The sequence below is a fragment of the Streptosporangium sp. NPDC002544 genome (assembly GCF_040295965.1).
Classification (GTDB): Bacteria; Actinomycetota; Actinomycetes; order Streptosporangiales; family Streptosporangiaceae; genus Streptosporangium.
In genome coordinates, this window is the sequence record NZ_JBEOWJ010000001.1 from 533982 (window position 1) to 550518 (window position 16537).

Consider the following 16537-nt stretch of genomic DNA (forward strand, 5'->3'; position numbering starts at 1 on the left):
GTCGTTCTACGCGGGTGGGACTACCAGTCGCCGCCGCCGAAGTCTCCGCCGCCGAAGTCGCCTCCGCCGCCGAAGTCACCCCAGCCGCCGCCGCCGAAGTCGCCGCCACCGCCGAAGTCGGTGCCGCTGTCGGCGACCCCCTGCTCGTAGCCGGCGCCGTAGCTGCCGTAGCCGCCGCCGAAGCCGCCGCTCAGCATGCTGCCCATCATCGTGCCGACGAGCATGCCGGTCATGACGTCGCCGAAGCCGCCGTAGTAGCCGTAGGCGTACGGCTGGTAGGCCGGTCCCGCGTCGTAGTACGGGCGGCGCTCGCCGTTGACCATGACCTCGCGCGTCTGGGGCTCGAAGCCGCGCTCGACGGCCTCGGCGTCGGCCGCGCAGGCGGGCACGTCGCGCAGCGCGCCGCCGGGCGGGGCCCAGCGCACGTCGCGGACGGAGGGTCCGTGCTGCGGGTTGAAGAAGCACGGGGAGCGCCGCTCGGGCAGCGGCTGGTGGTTGACGCGCGCCTTCACGCAGGCGAGGGCGTAGCGGCCCTCCTCCAGCGCGGTGGTCACGCCGCGGAGCTCGTCGGGGCGCTTGACCGCCGCGAGCTCCACCTTGGCCCGCTCGTAGGAGTCCAGGGCGCGCTGCCAGTCCTGCAGGTGGTCGGCGCTGTCGCCGAGCAGCTTGACGTCGGTGTCGAGGTCGGTGATCTCCTCGCCGAACTTGGTGACGTCCTCGTCCACGGTCTGCTTGACCGCGGCCAGCTCGGCGGCCTCACGGATCTCGCGATCCTTCTTCTTCTTGCGGGAGTAGAAGAAGATGCCCGCGCCACCGGCCGCGGCCAGCACCAGGATGCCGACCAGCACGCCGGTGCTGGAGCCGCTTGAGGAGCTGGAGCTGGAGGAGTCGGAGGAGTTGGCGGGGGCGCCGCCGCCGATCCCCGCGTCGTTCGCCAGCTTGGTGAAGTTGATCACGCTGTCGGTCGGGCTGTTGGCCTTGGCCCGTCCGAGCAGCTCGTCGACGTCGATGCCCTTGATGTTCGTGACGCCGAACGGGGTCCTGCCGCTCATCACCAGGACCGTCGACTTGGGACCGACGCCCTTAAGGACCGAGCTCAGCAGCGTCTTCGCCTGGGACTGGCTGCTGATCGAGCCTTCGGGCAGCAGCGCCACGTAGACGGAGGAAGTCTTCTCGGTGGCGCTGCGCATGGCGTCGACGGCATTGGCGGGCAGGCCCGCCGCGGGATCGGCGTAGAAGCGGTCCCCGTCCTTCAGCTCCGAGACGATCGCGCTGGGGTCTGGCGCCGCGGCGTGGGCCGCCGGGGCGAGCATGAAAACGGCCAGCAGCCCGGCGAACAGTGCCATGAGCATGGCACCGAAACGGCCTGGCGCGGTTCTAATCGTGGTCACGGCAGAAAGCCTCCTTCGTCCTGAAGACGAATGAGTGGACGGCAGAGTTCCTACATCCCGACCGTATCCTTTTCCGAACCGCGTCAGACGTCTACCCGGGCATCCGGTGTGTGATCGTCGTGCCACGGTCCGTGCGGGTCCGCGCACGCGAAGGCTTCAGCGAGGGTGGCCGGGGCTCCGGAGCCTGGCCTCGGCGCGATGTCCATGAATCCCCGCCGGATCTCCGGGGCGACCGGAACGGCATGCCGAAGCCGGTGAACGTGGGCGGACACCGCGCCGGGCGGGACCTCAGACGTCCTTGATCTCGCAGATCGTGGCGCCCGAGGTGACGGTCTGGCCGACCTGTGCCGCCAGTCCGGTGATGGTGCCGGCCTTGTGCGCGGCGAGTGGCTGCTCCATCTTCATCGCCTCCAGCACGACGATCGTGTCACCGGCCGCGACGGTGTCACCGTCGGCGGCGACGACCTTGACGATCGTGCCCTGCATCGGGCTGACCAGCGAGTCGCCGCTCGCGGCCTTCTTGGCCACCCCGCCGCCGCCCCGGCGCGGCGCCTTCGACGCCACGCCGCCCGAGCCGGGGTTCCCGGCGGCGAACCCCGCGGGGAGCACCACCTCCAGCCGCTTGCCGGCCACCTCGACGGTGATCCGCTGCCGCTCGCCCGGCTCCTCGGCCGCGCCGTGCTCTCCTGCGTACGGCGCGACCGTGTTGTCGAACTCGGTCTCGATCCATCGGGTGTGCACCGAGAACGGCTCACCGGTGAACGCGGGATCGGCCACCACGGCACGGTGGAAGGGCAGCACGGTCGGCATGCCGTCGATCTCGAACTCGGCCAGCGCCCGGCGCGAGCGCTCCAGGGCCTGTGCCCTGCTGGCTCCGGTCACGATCAGCTTGGCGACCAGGGAGTCGAAGGACTGCGGGACGGTCATGCCGGCCTCGTAGCCGGCGTCCAGGCGCACCCCGGGGCCGGAGGGGGCGCTCATCCGCGTGATCGTGCCGGGGGCGGGCAGGAAGCCGCGCCCGGCGTCCTCGGCGTTGATCCGGAACTCGATCGAGTGGCCGCGCAGCACCGGGTCGCCGTAGCCCAGCTCCTCGCCGTCGGCGATGCGGAACATCTCCCGTACCAGGTCGACGCCGGCGACCTCCTCGGTCACCGGGTGCTCGACCTGCAGCCGGGTGTTGACCTCCAGGAAGGAGATCGTGCCGTCCTGGCCCACCAGGAACTCGCAGGTGCCGGCCCCGACGTAGCCCGCCTCGCGCAGGATCGCCTTGGAACTGGTGTAGAGCAGGTCGAGCTGCTCGGAGGTCAGGAAGGGGGCGGGTGCCTCCTCGACCAGCTTCTGGTGGCGGCGCTGCAGCGAGCAGTCACGGGTGGACACCACGACCACGTTGCCGTGGGTGTCGGCCAGGCACTGGGTCTCCACGTGCCGGGGACGGTCCAGGTAGCGCTCGACGAAGCACTCGCCCCTGCCGAACGCGGTGACCGCCTCGCGGACCGCGCTGTCGTACAGTTCGGGGATCTCCTCCGCGGTGCGCGCCACCTTCAGCCCGCGCCCGCCGCCTCCGTAGGCGGCCTTGATCGCGATCGGCAGGCCGTGCTCGGCGGCGAAGGCGACGACCTCCTCGCTCCCGGAGACCGGATCCTTGGTGCCGGCCACGAGCGGCGCGCCGACCTTCTGCGCGATGTGGCGGGCCTGCACCTTGTCGCCGAGCGCGGTGATCGCGGCCGGCGGCGGGCCGATCCAGGTCAGGCCGGCGTCGATGACCGCCTGGGCGAAGTCGGCGTTCTCGGCCAGGAAGCCGTAGCCGGGGTGTACGGCGTCCGCCCCGGTCTCCGCGGCGACCCGCAGCAGCTTGGTGATGTCGAGATAGGTTTCCGCGGGCGTCTGGCCACCAAGGGCGTGCGCCTCGTCCGCGACCCGGACATGGAGTGCGTCCAGGTCCTGGTCGGAGTAGACGGCGACGCTGGCCAACCCGGCGTCCTTGCACGCGCGGGCGATTCGCACCGCGATCTCACCACGGTTGGCGATCAAGACCTTATGCACCGACGTCGTTCCCTTCAGGCGTGCGAACAGGGGGCTGGCGGGCCTCCAACGGAGTGTAAGCGGCGCTTGATGGCGAAACCGAGGGGGGTCCTACCTGCCCAGGTACGCGCCGCCGTTGACGTGCAGAACCTGCCCGGTCACGTGGCGTGCCTCAGCGGAGGCGACGAACCTCACGGTCTCGGCGACGTCGTCCGGGGTCCCGGCCCTGCCGTTTCTGGTGCCCTCGACCCTGCGGCGCACCCCCTCTGAGGTGAGACGGCCCCGGAAGAACTCGGTGTCCACGATCAGACCGGGGGAGACCACGTTGGCGGTGACGCCCCGCGGCCCCAGCTCGGCGGCCAGGTCGGCGGTCCACGCCTCCACGGCCGCCTTGGCCGCGCCGTAGGACCCGGAGCCGGTGCCCCTGGCCGCGATGGAACCGATCGTGATGATCCGGCCGCCCTCGGCGAGGCGCGGGATGAGCGCGCTGGTGACCAGTACGGCCGACATCAGGTTGGCGTTGAGGTTGGCCCACCAGCCCTCCGCCACGTCCATCAGGTCGTCGCCGGACGGCACGCGGTCCAGGTTGGTGTTCCCGCCCGCGTTGTTGACCAGCACGTCCACCCGCGCCGGCAGCCGTTCCAGCGCCTCGCCCACCGCCACCGGGTTGGCCGCGTTGAACGCCACGTACGAGACGCCCAGCCGGTCGGCCGCCTCCTTGAGCACCTGCTCGCGCCGCCCGGTGACGGTCACCCGGTCGCCCTGCGCGGCGAACGCCGTCGCGATGGCGTAGCCGATCCCGGTGCCTCCGCCCGTCACCACAATCTCACGCACTGCCCATATCTCCTTGAATCACTAAAAATCAAGACAATGAAGAACGTTAGCCTCTCAGTGGGGAAGGGAACGTCCATAGCCGCTCGGTATATCCCGGATACCCCTGTGATCCGTACGCCTATCGTGATTTCGTTTGGTGACCAACCCCCGACACCGATCCGAAGGAGACTGGCATGAGCCAGAACTTGCTCGGCGGCAACCCCGCGGAAATGCAGCAGATGGCCACCCAGTTCACCCAGCAGGCCGACCAGGTCAGAGCCACCGTGGCCGCCCTTGACAGGGAGGCGGCGAAGGTCGGAACGGCCTGGACGGGGCCCGGCGCCCAGCGTTTCAGCGAGGCCTGGCAGAACTACCGCGCCGCTTTCCAGCGCATGTCCGAGGAGCTTGGCGAGGCTTCTCGGGTGATCAACACCTACCGCGGCAATATCGAGTCCGCCACGCGATAGGAAACGGCCCGCCGAAATGCCCCGGTTCTGGAAAGACCGGGGCATTTTCAGGTGATGGCCGCCTGGACGGGAGTCACCGAGCCCAGGGTCACCAGCAGGCCGCGTCCCGGGGGGCCGCCGACCGCGCCGCGGGGCAGCCGGACCGTGAACAGGTCGCCGTCGGCGGGGCTCTGGACCGAGAGCAGCAGGCCGGTGCGCCCCTTGCGGGTCTCGGCCGCGAAACCTCGGTAGGCGGTGGTCAGGTCGCCCGTGGTACCGCCGATGATCATGCCGTGCTCGCCGTCCCTGCCGCTCCGGAGCACCTGTTCGAGCGCGGTGCCCAGGGGGGAGTCCGGGGAGATCAGCTCGGCGTCGTCGACGATCACGACGTAGCGGTCCTGCCCCGCGACGGCCTCGTGCAGGTCACCGTTCGCGTCCAGCACGGCCAGCACGCCCGGGGTGTCCACCAGCGTGCACAGCGGGCTGCGCCGGGGAGTCACCAGGACCGTGGGGGTGCCCTGGGAGAGCAGGGAGTGGGTGGCGGTCAGCAGTGCCGTGGACCTGCCGGACCTGGGCGGCCCCGCGACGACCGCGCCGGGGCCGTGGGCGAGCAGGTCGACGCCGAGCGGGGCCAGCGAGTCGCCCCCGGCACCGAACAGCGCCCACAACGGCGACGGCGGCCGGAAGGAGGGCACCAGATCCAGGACCTGCGCCGCGGTGACGCGCATCGGCAGCGCGTCCACCCGCATCGGCGGGTCGGCGGTGATCTCCGGTGCCGACCGGGCCAGCGCCTGGAGCGCGGCGACCTGCGCCGGTCCCGAGGGGTCGTCGCAGAGCAGCGCGATCTGGCTCTCGGTCGTGCCGTACTCGCCGACGGACAGCGCGCGGCCCGGCGCGAGGGTCGTGGGCAGGTCCTTGACCGGCAGCCCGGCCAGGCCGTAGTCGGACGGGTCGGCCAGCCGCAGGATCAGCCGGTCGTCGAAGACCGTGGAGATCTGCCCGAGCAGCACGGACCTGTCACCGGTCACCACGGCCCGCAGCCCGACCGCGGGTCCCTCCCGCAGCAGCTGCATCAGCGAATCGATCAGCCGCCCGTAGTCGTAGCCCTCGAACGCGGCGACGAATCCCTCCCACCGGTCGAGCATCAGGACCAGCCACGGCAGCCGGGGGCCGTCCGTGCCGGCGCGCAGCTCGGCCAGCGAGGCGTACCCGGCCTCGGCGAGGAGTTGCTGGCGCCGCCCCACCTCCGCGCGGAGCCGGGCCAGCAGCCGATCCACCCGGTCGAGCTGGTCGCGCGTCACCACGGCACCGCAGTGCGGCATCGCCATCAGGGGCAGCAGCGCCCCCGAGCCGCAGTCGATCGCGTGCACGTGCACGTCGTCGGGGGAGGTCCGGCCGGCGATCGCCCCCGCGAGCGTGCGCAGCGCAGTGGACCGCCCGCTCCGCGAGGCGCCCGCGACGAGCAGGTGCCCTCCTCCCGCGAGGTCGAGCGCCAGTGCTCGCCGGTCCTGCGCCCAGGGCATGTCGGTGACCCCGAAGGCCAGCGGCGGCACCTCCTCGGCCCCCGCCCGGTAGGGCAGACCGGTGGACGGTGTGGAGAGGCCGGGGACGACCATGAGCTCGGGGAGCGGTTCGAGCCAGGGGCTCGGCTGCTCCGCGACTCCGGCGACGCGGGCCGCCTCGACGAGGGCGTCGGTGAGTACGGACAGGTCGGTGACGTGGCCTCCCTCGACTCCCGCGCGCGCCGGCCTGGGGCGTCCCAGCGCCTGCCAGCCGACCTCCGTCACCCGCACCCTGGCCTCGCCGCCCGAGACGCCGGGGCTCCGTCCGCCGATCCGCGCGGTCTGCACCGCCGTCGCCGCGCCCGCGCCCGACTTCACATAACACCGGCCGGGAGCGGACTTGGGGATGTACGAGGCGTCCGGACGGTCGATGACGTCGGTGGACTCGGTGGCCTCGGTGACCCGCAGCGCGATCCGCAGGGACGTGTTGGCCTGGATGTCGGCGGTCACCACCCCGCCGGGGCGCTGGGTGGCGAGGATGAGGTGGATGCCGAGTGAGCGCCCCCGCCTGGCGATGTCGACCAGTCCGGTCATGAAGTCGGGCAGCTCGCTGACCATGGCCGCGAACTCGTCGATGACCAGCACCAGCCGGGGCAGCGGGGCCGGAGGCTCGGCGCGCCCGCGCAGCGGCCTGACCGGCGCGCCGCCCCCGGCGACGAGCAGGTCGCGGGAGGCGCGGGCGGTGCGGGCGTCGCGCAGCTCGTGGTAGTCCTCGATGTCCTTCGCTCCCACGGCCAGCAGCAGGCGCTCACGGCGGCGGATCTCGGCGGCCAGTGAGGCCAGGGCCCGCTGGGTCAGGTGGCCGTCGAGGTCGCTGACCATGCCCACCGTGTGCGGCAGCCGCACGCACTCCTTGAACGCGGCGCCGCCCTTGTAGTCGATCAGCACGAACGTCATCTCGTCCGGCCTGTTGGCCACCGCCAGCGAGCAGATCAGGGTCTGCAGCAGCTCCGACTTGCCCGCGCCGGTGGTGCCCGCGATGAGCGCGTGCGGTCCGTCCCTGCGCAGGTCGACCGAGAAAGATCCCTCGGAGCCCACCCCCACCACGGCCTCGGTCGCCCGGCCCCAGCGCTCGGCCAGGGCCGCACCGGAGACGGAGGGCAGCTCCAGCAGGTCGAGCAGCCGCGCGGAGCCCGGCAGGGCGAGGCCGGCGTCGTCGCGGCTGACGTCGCGGATCGGCGCCAGCGAGCGGGCCAGCCGGTCACACCAGGCGGCCGTCACCTGGTCGGCCAGGATCTCGCCGAGGTCGTCCAGGCCGCCGCCGCGCAGCCGCACGGTGCCGTCGGCCTGCATGGCGGCGACGGTGGCGCACTCCTCGGGCAGCAGCCGCTGGTCGCCGTCCACCGCCAGGGTGTAGACGCCCGCGCGGGGTCCCTGGCGCAGCACCTGGGGCATGCCCGGCAGCGCGCGCAGCACCTGCGCGCCGTCGAGCACCACCAGCACGTCGTAGGGGCGCTCGTCGTAGACGGGGGCGGCGTACGGCTGCTCGGACCCGCCACCCCCCAGATCGCCCCAGCCGGCCGGTACGCGGCCGAGCCTGGCCGCGGGCCCCGCGGCGGCGTCGTCGCCGAGGCGCTCGTCGATCAGCGCGGCCAGCTCGCTCACCCTGCGGGCCGCGGCCTCGGGGTCGGCGCCGACCAGGACCACGCAGTCCTCGCCGCCGCGCGGGGCGCAGTGCGGCAGCCACCGTACCCAGCTCCAGTGCTCCTCGCCGTCACCGTGCGCGGAGAGCACGACGATCGCCAGGTCGCGCGGGCTGTGCAGGGCGGCGGCTTGGCCGACCAGCCAGCGCGCCAGCCCGGCCGTCGTCTCCCTGGGCCCGGTCAGACCGGCGACGCCCAGGCGGCGCATGGCAAGTGCCACCGGTACCGCCTGGCAGGTGGGCGGGGCGGGCATCGGGGCGTCGGCCGGCGCGGAGCGCTCGGGGGTGAACTCCAGGTCGGCGGGGAGGTCGGCGAGGCCGACCCGGAGCCGCAGCGCGTCGGGGTCGTGGTCGCGCCGCTCCCAGAGTCGCCGCCGGGGGCCCGTCACGGTGAGCAGCACCTCGGCGGGGTCGGGCGCGGCGGCGCGGCGGGCGGTCTCGTCGTCGGCACAGGCGCGCTCCACGGCCGCCTCGAAGACCTTCAGCCGCTCCCGGTACTCCTTGAGCTGCCGGCGGTACTGCTTGCGGCCGTGCCGCCGGTCGCTCCACCACTGGCCGATCATGATCAGCGGTGTCATGAGCGCGAACAGCAGGAAGTACCACGTCTGGAGCGCCCAGGCCATGCCGAACCCCAGCGCCGCGGGCAGGAACGCGGTCAGCAGCTGCAGCCGCATGGTCTCGGCCCGCCTGGGCTCGGCCGGGACCTCGAAACGCCGCGCGCCGCCCGGCGGGCGGAACCTGGGCGGCCGGTTGTAGGCCAGGCCGCCGTCCGGCTGCGCGTCCAGGTGCGCGTCGGGCGGCTCCACCGCCTTGAGGGTCAGCACGCTGCCGCCGCAGCTCAGCAGGGCGTGCTCGGGCCAGGGCAGCGGACCTGCCAGCCGCTCGCGGTCGAGCAGGGCCCCGGCCCTGTCCCCAGGGCCCCCCGGGTCCCCCGGCTCCACGGTGATGGCGTCCGGGGTGAGTCGCACCACGGCGGCCAGCGCGGGCAGCCGGGGGTCGGACACGGCCACCGAGCAGGCGGGGTCGGAGCCGATGGTGTGCACGCCCAGGCTGAGGCGGTGCACCGACCCGGCGGCGGGCCCGCCGACCACCCGGATCTCCACGATCCCGCCGGGCTCCTCGGCGAGGGTGGCCATGGCGAGCGAGCGGTCGAGGGTGACCAGGTCGCCGTCGCGGAGCAGGCCGAGCGCGGGGGCGGCGGGGTCGAGGGGGCGGCCGTCCAGCCAGAGCGCCGGGGGCTCGGCCCCGGCCGAGTCGCGGCCCAGCCCGTACGGGGCCTTGCTGCGTGTCAGCCGCACCACGTTGCTCGGACGTTCGCCGCCCTGGCCCGCGAGTGACTCCGCGAGCCGTGCCACCGTGGTCGTCTCGTCGCCCTCGACCACGACATCGCGGTCGGCGTGCTCGCTGAGCACGGTGAGCATGATCCGCATCGACGCTCTCCTCGGGTCAGGCCCCGGATCCACCGTACAGAGTGGAAACGGGGTCCGAGAGGGTGTTCGCGGCAATCTCATGGCGCGCGACCCGGTATGTGGAAAACATCCCAGCCTGTGGATAACTCTCCGTAGGCGGCGGCTGTTTATACCGCTTTATGGGGATATTTGGTGATTTATCACCTCCTGGGGGCCGGCCTGCCCGCGGTATGGAGCTGTGGAAAACCTGTTCGGAGAACCGGCGGAACGGCGGGCCGCGGTCCGGGCCCGAAGCTCGCCCGTCTTCTCCTCGAGCAGCCCGGCGTACGCGCTGACCTCGGAGGTCACCTCGGCCAGCCCGACGGCCGCGCGGTGCAGCCTCTCGATCATTCGCTCCGTCGCGGGGGCGGCGGTGAGGCGTTCGACCCCGCGACGGCGCATTCGCCCGGCCGCCGAGCGGAAAAGGAGCCTGACCCGTCCCCCGCCCGAGGCGTCACGCCCGGATGATGTGGCCATCTTTCCAGGGTGCCACATTTTGAACAGGTTCAGGGTTAAGGAGGGCGCACATCCCGTGAGCGATGGAGTGAAGGAGGAGATGGGGTGCCGTAATGATGGAGGTAAATGCTGGGACGATTGGTGCAGGAGTTAATTACCGTCCTTATCACCCAGATAAGTGTCCCGTCATCTAGCGAAACCGCCACTTTCTTCTGAAGCGGCGTTGACAGACGTGTTCCTATCAAACGAGCATGGGTTCTGGTTTTTGTCCGGCAGCCCGTCGGCATGGTGCGCATAATGGCGTAAATTCGACCAGTAGTCCCCATATTTATGATCACTCTGGGAGTCCCCCTACCCATGAGGACCAGTGAGAAGCCAACGGGCCGTGTCCCGGTGAACGCCGAGCGCCAGTCGTCGGCGGGCACCCTGTCCGGGCCGGCGTCGCGCAAGCTTCCCGTGCCCCCACGCGAGCGCAAACCAGCCCTCGCCGCCCTCGCCGTCCTTCTCATCCTGGGCGGCGCCCTCGCCACCACCCTGCTCGTCCTGCGCAGCGGCGACCGCGTCTCGGCGATCGCCGTCTCCCAGCAGATCGGCGCCGGCCAGCAGTTCACCGAGGCGATGCTCAAGGAGGTCCAGATCGCCGACACCGGCATCGGCTACGTGGCCTGGTCCCAGCGCGCCCGCGTCGCGGAGAACTTCGCCCGCGTCACCCTCATCCCCGGAACGCTCCTGACCCGCGAGATGGTGGTCTCCACCAGCAGGGAGCTGGGCCCCGGCAAGGCCCAGGTCGGTCTCGCCCTCAAACCCGGCCAGTCACCGGGCACCCTGGAGCGCGGAGACCGGGTCCAGGTCGTCTACGTGCCGAGCAGGGGCGGCGGCGCCGGCCAGGAGCGGCGGGTGCTGGCGCAGAGCGCCCTGGTCCACCAGGTCGGCACGCCCGGCAGGAGCGGTGCGAACGGCCTGGTCACCATCATCGTGGACAGTTCCATCTCACCGGAGGTCGTCGCGTACGCCTCCACCGGTGAGATCGCGCTCGCCGAGTTGCCGGGAGCACGCTGACGTGGCGCTCATCGTGCTGGCCGCGGACAAGGGCGCACCCGGAGTGACCACGGCGGCCACCGCGCTCGGCGCGATCTGGCCGCGCCCGGTGCTGCTCGCCGAGTGCGACCCGGCGGGCGGAGATCTCGCCTACCGCCTGCCCGCGGCCGACGGCGGCGTGCTCAACCCGGCCAGGGGCCTGCTCACCCTGGGGGCCACGGCCCGGCGCGGCCTGCACCCGGAACAGATCCACGAGCACACCCAGAAGATCATCGGTGGTCTGGACATACTGGCGGGGCTGACCCACGGCGAACAGGCGGCCGGACTGACCTGGCTCTGGGGTCCGCTCGGCCGGGCACTGGCCACGATGCCCGGCGCCGACGTGCTGGCCGACTGCGGACGCCTCGGCGGCCACCCCCAGCTGGCCGAGCTGACCGCGGAGGCCTCGCTGGTGGTGCTGTTCACCAGGGCGAGCCTGGACCACGTCGCCCACCTGCGGGAACGCCTGCAGATCATGCCTCGCGAGCCGCAGGTGGGCGTGGTCGTGATCGCCGATCCCCGGCAGTACCGCACGACGATCGAGGAGGTCCGCCGGATCGTCGTGGGCACCGGCAGGAACCTCGCCTTCGTGAGCGGGCTCGCGCACGACCCCAAGGGCGCGGAGCTGCTGCGCGGCCAGTGGGGCGGGCGCCTGGACCGCTCCCTGCTGATCCGCACCGCCCGGGAGCTGGGCGGCCGCCTCGCCGCACAGGTCAGCGCTCCCGAGCCGGTCATGGGCGTGCCCGTCGAGCCGTCGAGCGGAGCCAGGCCGTGACCATCGACCACACGCTGGTGAAGCGCTTCCGGCAGGACGTCGGAGACAGGCTGGCCCACCAGCGCCGCCTGGACCAGGCCAGCGGCCTGCAGCCGATGACCGGTGAGGACGAACGCCAGTTCGCCCGCGCGCTGATCGCCCAGATCCTGGAGGAGTTCGCCCGCGGCGAGATCGGTGTCGGCAGGACCCCGCCCACCGCCGAGGAGGAGGAGGCGCTGGCCGCGGGGATCCACGCGGCCCTGTTCGGCGTCGGCCGCCTCCAACCCCTGCTGGACGACCCCGAGGTCGAGAACATCGACATCAACGGCTGCGACCGGGTGTTCGTCGGCTACGCCGACGGCCAGGAGATCATGCGTGAGCCCGTGGCCGAGTCCGACGAGGAACTGGTCGAGCTGGTCCAGATCCTCGCCGCCTACAGCGGCCTGTCCAGCAGGCCGTTCGACACCGCCAACCCCCAGCTCGACCTGCGCCTTCCCGACGGCTCCCGGCTCTCGGCCGTGATGGACGTGACGGTCCGCCCGTCCATCTCCATCCGCCGCTCCCGGCTGGGCAAGGTCTTCCTCAGCGACCTGGTGGGAAACGGCAGCCTGACCCCGGAGCTGGGGCGTTTTCTGGCGGCGGCGGTGGCGGCCAGGAAGAACATCATGATTTCCGGTTCGACCAACGCCGGGAAAACGACACTGCTGCGCGCCCTGGCCAATGAGATTCCGCCCTCCGAGCGGCTCATCACCGTCGAGCGCGCCCTCGAACTCGGCCTCGACCAATTCCCGGAACTCCATCCCAACGTGGTCGCCTTCGAGCAGCGGCTGCCCAATTCCGAGGGCCAGGGCGAGATCACCATGGCGGAACTGGTCCGCCGCTCCCTGCGCATGAACCCGTCCAGGGTGATCGTCGGAGAGGTCCTCGGCGACGAGATCGTCACCATGCTCAACGCGATGACCCAGGGCAACGACGGCTCGCTGTCGACGATTCACGCCAACTCCTCGATGGAGGTCTTCAACCGCATCGCGACCTACGCGCTCCAGGCCACGGAGCGCCTGCCGATCGAGGCCACCCACATGCTCATCGCGGGCGCGATCGACTTCGTGGTGTTCATCGAGAAGCGCAACGACTACGCGGTGGGAGGCAGGCTGCGGCGCTTCGTGTCGAGCGTGCGCGAGGTGGCCGGAGTGGACGGCAGGGTGCTCTCCTCGGAGGTGTTCGCCATGACGCCCGACGGCCGGGTCGCGCCACACGCGCCGCTGTCGTGCCTGGAGGAGCTCGCCCACTTCGGCTACGACCCGGGAGGCTGGACATGACCTCCCTGCCTCCGGGCCTGTTCGACCCGCTGGTGCTGCTGGCCGGCATCGCGATCGGCGCGGGGCTGTTCCTGCTCGTCGTCGCGCTGTACGGGGTGCGCCCCCGCCCGTCGTCCCCCGGCAGGCAGGCGGGCAGGCGCGAGTTCGTCCGCACGCTGTCCACCCGTACCGCGGTGGGGGTCATCGTCGGGGTGGTCGTGCTCGTGGTGACCGGGTGGCCGGTCATGGCGGTCGGAGCCGTGCTCCTCGCCCTGGCCTGGCGGGGCCTGTCCGGCGGAGCCGCCGAGGAGCGGACCGCGATGCGCAGGCTGGAGGCACTGGCCGCCTGGACCGAGTCGCTCCGCGACACCATCGCCGGGGCGGCCGGGCTGGAGCAGGCGATCCCGTCCTCGATCCGGGCGGCGGCCCCCACGCTCCGCCCGCACCTGCGGTCGATGGTCGACCGCCTGCACACCAGGATGGCGCTGCCCGACGCGCTCAGGCGCTTCGCCGACGAGCTCGACGACCCCTCCGCCGACCTGGTCGTGGCCGCCCTCATCCTCAACTCCAAGCTGCGCGGCCCCGGCCTGCGTGACGTGCTCGGCGCGCTGGCCGTCTCCGCCCGCGAGGAGCTCGACATGCGCCGCCGGGTCGAGGCCGAGCGCCGCTCCACCCGGCGGAGCGTGCAGATCGTGGTCGGCACGGCCATCGCCTTCGCCGTCATGCTCGTGGTGTTCAACCCCTCCTACGTCGAGGAGTACGACAACGCGCTCGGCCAGGCCGTGCTCGTGGTGGTCGCCGGGCTGTTCGGCGCGGGGTTCGCCTGGATGCGCCGCCTGGCTCGCTTCGACAAACCCGCCCGCCTGCTGGGCCTGCCCTCCGGGGGTGAGGTGTCCGATGACTGAGGCGCTGCTGGCGGGCTCCGTGCTCGGGATGGGCCTGTTCCTGCTGTTCCGGGCGCTGTTCCCGGCCCGCCCAGGGCTGGTGACGCGGCTGCTGGCGCTCGACGCGGCCCGCGAGGGCACCGACGCGCCTCGCGCCCGGCTCATCCTGCCCGACGAGGAGGTCAGCGTCTTCCGGCGCGGCCTGGGGGAGCGGATGGCCCGCTTCTACGCGGCCAGGGGCTGGGAGGCGCGCTCCGCCAGGGCCGACCTGGCGCTGCTCGGCAGGTCGTTCGAGGGCTTCCTGGCCACCAAGGTGCTGCTGGCGGTCTCCGGGCTGCTGGCCTTCCCGCTGCTGGTCGGCTGGCTGGTGCTGATGGACTGGGGCGTCTCCCTCACCGTCCCGCTCTGGGCGGCACTCGTGGTCGCCGGGGTCTTCTTCGTCCTGCCGGACCTGCAGGTCAAGCGGGACGCCGCGCGGATGCGCCGCGACTTCCGGCACGTCGTCGGCTCCTTCCTGGACCTCGTCGCGATGAACCTGGCGGGCGGGCGCGGGGTGCCCGAGGCGCTGATGATGGCGGTCTCGGTGGGCAGTCCCGGCCCCGACGAGGAAGGCGCCAACTGGGCGATGTCCCGTATCCGCGAGGCGCTCGGCAACGCCAGGATCGTCGGCATCACCCCCTGGCAGGCCCTCGGCCAGCTCGGTGACGAGATCAACGTCGACGAGTTGCGCGACCTGTCCGCGGCGCTCGGCCTGGTCGCCGACGACGGCGCCAAGGTCCGCTCGTCCCTCACCGCCCGTGCCGCGACCATGCGCCGCCGCGAGCTGGCCGAGATCGAGGGGCAGGCGGGCGAGCGCTCCCAGTCGATGCTCGTCGCCCAGCTCCTGCTCTGCGCGGGTTTCGTGATCTTTCTAAGTTTTCCGGCCGCTATGAAGATGTTGGGGTCCTGACCATGCTGAGCCATCCGTGGATCACTTACGCGACCGCCGTTCTGAGCGTCCGGATCACCAGGGCGCGCAACGCCCCCACCCGGGGGGCCTCCGCCGTCGAATGGGTCATCATCACGGCCATCATCGCCGGGGTGGCGCTCGGCCTCGCCACGCTCATCAAGACCCTCGTCGAGGGGAAGCAGGCGGAGATCTCCAGTCAGTTCGGCGGCGGGGGCGGCGGGGGCGGGGGCGGCGACCTTGGAGACCCGTGACCGTGAGCGGGGCCGCTCCGGGAACGGGGGGGCCAAGCCCGGCCGGGACGGCAGCCGGAGTGGTGAACGCGGCGCCACGGGACGCGGTGCGCGTTCGGCCGCGCGCCGACGGGGCCGGAGCGGTGAACGCGGCGCCACCGTGATCGAGTTGGCGATCATCATGCCGGTGGTGCTGGTCGTCATCCTGCTCATCGTGCAGTCCGCCCTCTGGTTCCACGGGCGCCAGATCGCCGACGCCGCGGCCAGGGAGGGGGCGCGGCTGGCCCGGGTCGACACCGAGTCCTGGCAGCAGGACGCCGAGTCCCGCGCCCAGGAGGTGATCCGGACCGTCGGCCCGAAGCTCCTGGAGGGCGCCACGGTCACCGCCTGGGCGGAGGGCGACCAGCGGGGTGTCGAGGTGACCGCCTCGGCGGTCCAGGTCGTCCCGCTGCTGCCCTCCACCACGTTCACGGTCACCGCGCGCTTCGGCGGTCCCATCGAGTGTTTCCGGCCCGACGACGGAAGTGAAGGATGCGAGTGAGCCGGCTGATTCCCGTGGCCGGGGACGATCGAGGGTCGCTCAGCGCCGAGACGGTGCTGCTGGCCCCGGTCTTCCTGCTCTTCCTGCTGTTCCTGGTCGGCGCGGGAAGGGTGGTGGAGGCCCAGGGCGAGGTCAACGGCGCCGCCAGGGACGCCGCCAGGGCCGCCTCCGTCGAGCGCACGCTGGCCGACGCCGAGGACGCCGCAGCCGAGGTGGCCCGCGCCGCGCTGTCGGGCGAGTGCGAGCCCGAGGTCAGCCTGGCCGGTACCGACTGGAAGGAGGGCGGCCGGGTCCACGCCCAGGTGACCTGCTCCCTGGATCTGGAGTTCCTCGGCTTCGGCGCCGCCAAGGAGATGAAGGGCGACTCGGTGGTCCCGCTGGAGCAGTTCCGGAGAGTCGAGTGAATCTCGTGAACCCACCCTCGCGGCACCGGGGCCTCCCCCGTCCAACGACGGTGTGCCGGACGTCCGGGCACTCGCCCGCTCCGTGTCGCCTCGCACCCCTGCCCGTGGCATGCCGGACGTCCGGGCGTCCGGCGGGTTCGGGCGCCGGGAGAGGACGCCACGGCGAGCGAGGGTCGATGTCGATCTTCACGGTGATCTTCTCGGTGGTGGTGTTCCTGCTGGCCGGGCTGCTCGTGGACGGCGGGGCCGCCATCAACGCCCGGCTGCGGGCCGCCGACATCGCCGAGCAGGCCGCCAGGGCCGCCGCGGACCAGATCGACGTCGAGCACCTGCGCGCCACCGGCCAGGCCCGGCTGCTGGGAGAGGGGGAGGTCTGCGCGAAGGCCGAGGAGATCGTCTCGGCGCACGGCGCCGGCGACGTCCGGCTCACCCAGTGCGCGCTCGGTGGCGCCCAGGCCGAGGTCACCGTGAACGTCTCCGTCACCTGGAAGGCGTTCTTCCTGGCCGCGTTCGGTTTCCCCGGCTCGGACATGGAGGCCCTGGCCGCGGCGGGGCCGGACATCGGGGCAGACCAATTGCCGTGAATCGCTGGCCCACCGGTTGACCGACGACGAATCTGG

At 72.3% G+C, this 16537-nt stretch carries 14 protein-coding genes; 10 read left to right on the top strand and 4 right to left on the bottom strand.

Annotated features, from left to right (window positions below):
• Window positions 1-20: 20 nt before the first annotated feature.
• The 3 genes from ABT061_RS02470 to ABT061_RS02480 all read right to left on the bottom strand — a co-directional run bounded on the left by ABT061_RS02470 (window position 21) and on the right by ABT061_RS02480 (window position 4247).
• Window positions 21-1391, bottom strand: coding sequence for a hypothetical protein (locus tag ABT061_RS02470; protein WP_350911813.1), 1371 nt, complete (start codon window positions 1389-1391; stop codon window positions 21-23).
• A 288-nt stretch (window positions 1392-1679) separates the two neighbouring features.
• A complete protein-coding gene (locus ABT061_RS02475) occupies window positions 1680-3434 on the bottom strand; it encodes an acetyl/propionyl/methylcrotonyl-CoA carboxylase subunit alpha (RefSeq protein ID WP_350911815.1) in 1755 nt (584 codons plus the stop codon).
• Window positions 3435-3524: 90 nt separating this feature from the next.
• On the bottom strand, window positions 3525-4247 hold the full coding sequence (locus ABT061_RS02480) for an SDR family NAD(P)-dependent oxidoreductase (RefSeq protein WP_350911817.1): 723 nt from the start codon (window positions 4245-4247) through the stop codon (window positions 3525-3527).
• Between the two features lie 173 nt (window positions 4248-4420).
• Between ABT061_RS02480 and ABT061_RS02485 the strand changes: the two genes are divergently transcribed.
• Window positions 4421-4693: a WXG100 family type VII secretion target gene (locus tag ABT061_RS02485; RefSeq protein WP_030907662.1), complete on the top strand. Its 273-nt coding sequence runs from the start codon at window positions 4421-4423 to the stop codon at window positions 4691-4693.
• Window positions 4694-4740: 47 nt separating this feature from the next.
• On the opposite strand, the gene ABT061_RS02490 is transcribed toward ABT061_RS02485, so the two are convergent.
• Window positions 4741-9306: a type VII secretion EssC family protein gene (locus ABT061_RS02490; RefSeq protein ID WP_350911819.1), complete on the bottom strand. Its 4566-nt coding sequence runs from the start codon at window positions 9304-9306 to the stop codon at window positions 4741-4743.
• Window positions 9307-10137: 831 nt separating this feature from the next.
• On the opposite strand from ABT061_RS02490, the gene ABT061_RS02495 reads away from it, so the two are divergent.
• The 9 genes from ABT061_RS02495 (at window position 10138) to ABT061_RS02535 (ending at window position 16501) form a co-directional block, all read left to right on the top strand.
• The gene (locus ABT061_RS02495) at window positions 10138-10839 is read left to right on the top strand and encodes a CpaB family protein (RefSeq protein WP_350911821.1); all 702 of its coding nucleotides are present in this window, start codon (window positions 10138-10140) and stop codon (window positions 10837-10839) included.
• Between the two features lies 1 nt (window position 10840).
• Complete coding sequence (locus ABT061_RS02500; RefSeq protein ID WP_030907648.1) at window positions 10841-11632, top strand: hypothetical protein; 792 nt, start codon at window positions 10841-10843, stop codon at window positions 11630-11632.
• Entirely contained in the window at window positions 11629-12930 is a 1302-nt protein-coding gene (locus ABT061_RS02505; protein WP_350911823.1) for a TadA family conjugal transfer-associated ATPase, read from the top strand. The genes ABT061_RS02500 and ABT061_RS02505 overlap by 4 nt, the downstream gene beginning before the upstream one ends.
• Window positions 12927-13814 (top strand): type II secretion system F family protein, encoded by an 888-nt coding sequence (locus ABT061_RS02510; RefSeq protein ID WP_350911825.1) that lies wholly within the window; start codon window positions 12927-12929, stop codon window positions 13812-13814. Before ABT061_RS02505 ends, ABT061_RS02510 begins: the two co-directional genes overlap by 4 nt.
• Window positions 13807-14742: a type II secretion system F family protein gene (locus ABT061_RS02515; RefSeq protein ID WP_350911827.1), complete on the top strand. Its 936-nt coding sequence runs from the start codon at window positions 13807-13809 to the stop codon at window positions 14740-14742. Before ABT061_RS02510 ends, ABT061_RS02515 begins: the two co-directional genes overlap by 8 nt.
• 2 nt (window positions 14743-14744) lie before the next feature.
• Entirely contained in the window at window positions 14745-14993 is a 249-nt protein-coding gene (locus ABT061_RS02520) for a hypothetical protein (protein WP_350911829.1), read from the top strand.
• A 139-nt stretch (window positions 14994-15132) separates the two neighbouring features.
• The gene (locus ABT061_RS02525; protein WP_350911831.1) at window positions 15133-15513 is read left to right on the top strand and encodes a TadE/TadG family type IV pilus assembly protein; all 381 of its coding nucleotides are present in this window, start codon (window positions 15133-15135) and stop codon (window positions 15511-15513) included.
• On the top strand, window positions 15510-15917 hold the full coding sequence (locus ABT061_RS02530) for a TadE/TadG family type IV pilus assembly protein (RefSeq protein ID WP_350911833.1): 408 nt from the start codon (window positions 15510-15512) through the stop codon (window positions 15915-15917). The genes ABT061_RS02525 and ABT061_RS02530 overlap by 4 nt, the downstream gene beginning before the upstream one ends.
• A 176-nt stretch (window positions 15918-16093) precedes the next feature.
• A complete protein-coding gene (locus ABT061_RS02535) occupies window positions 16094-16501 on the top strand; it encodes a pilus assembly protein TadG-related protein (protein ID WP_350911835.1) in 408 nt (135 codons plus the stop codon).
• Window positions 16502-16537: the final 36 nt, after the last annotated feature.

Coding starts and splice junctions, on each gene's coding strand:
- ABT061_RS02485 (WP_030907662.1), top strand. CDS start 4,421: ATGAGCCAGAACTTGCTCGGCGGCAACCCCGCGGAAATGCAGCAGATG.
- ABT061_RS02490 (WP_350911819.1), bottom strand. CDS start 9,306: ATGCGGATCATGCTCACCGTGCTCAGCGAGCACGCCGACCGCGATGTC.
- ABT061_RS02495 (WP_350911821.1), top strand. CDS start 10,138: ATGAGGACCAGTGAGAAGCCAACGGGCCGTGTCCCGGTGAACGCCGAG.
- ABT061_RS02510 (WP_350911825.1), top strand. CDS start 12,927: ATGACCTCCCTGCCTCCGGGCCTGTTCGACCCGCTGGTGCTGCTGGCC.
- ABT061_RS02515 (WP_350911827.1), top strand. CDS start 13,807: ATGACTGAGGCGCTGCTGGCGGGCTCCGTGCTCGGGATGGGCCTGTTC.
- ABT061_RS02520 (WP_350911829.1), top strand. CDS start 14,745: ATGCTGAGCCATCCGTGGATCACTTACGCGACCGCCGTTCTGAGCGTC.
- ABT061_RS02535 (WP_350911835.1), top strand. CDS start 16,094: ATGTCGATCTTCACGGTGATCTTCTCGGTGGTGGTGTTCCTGCTGGCC.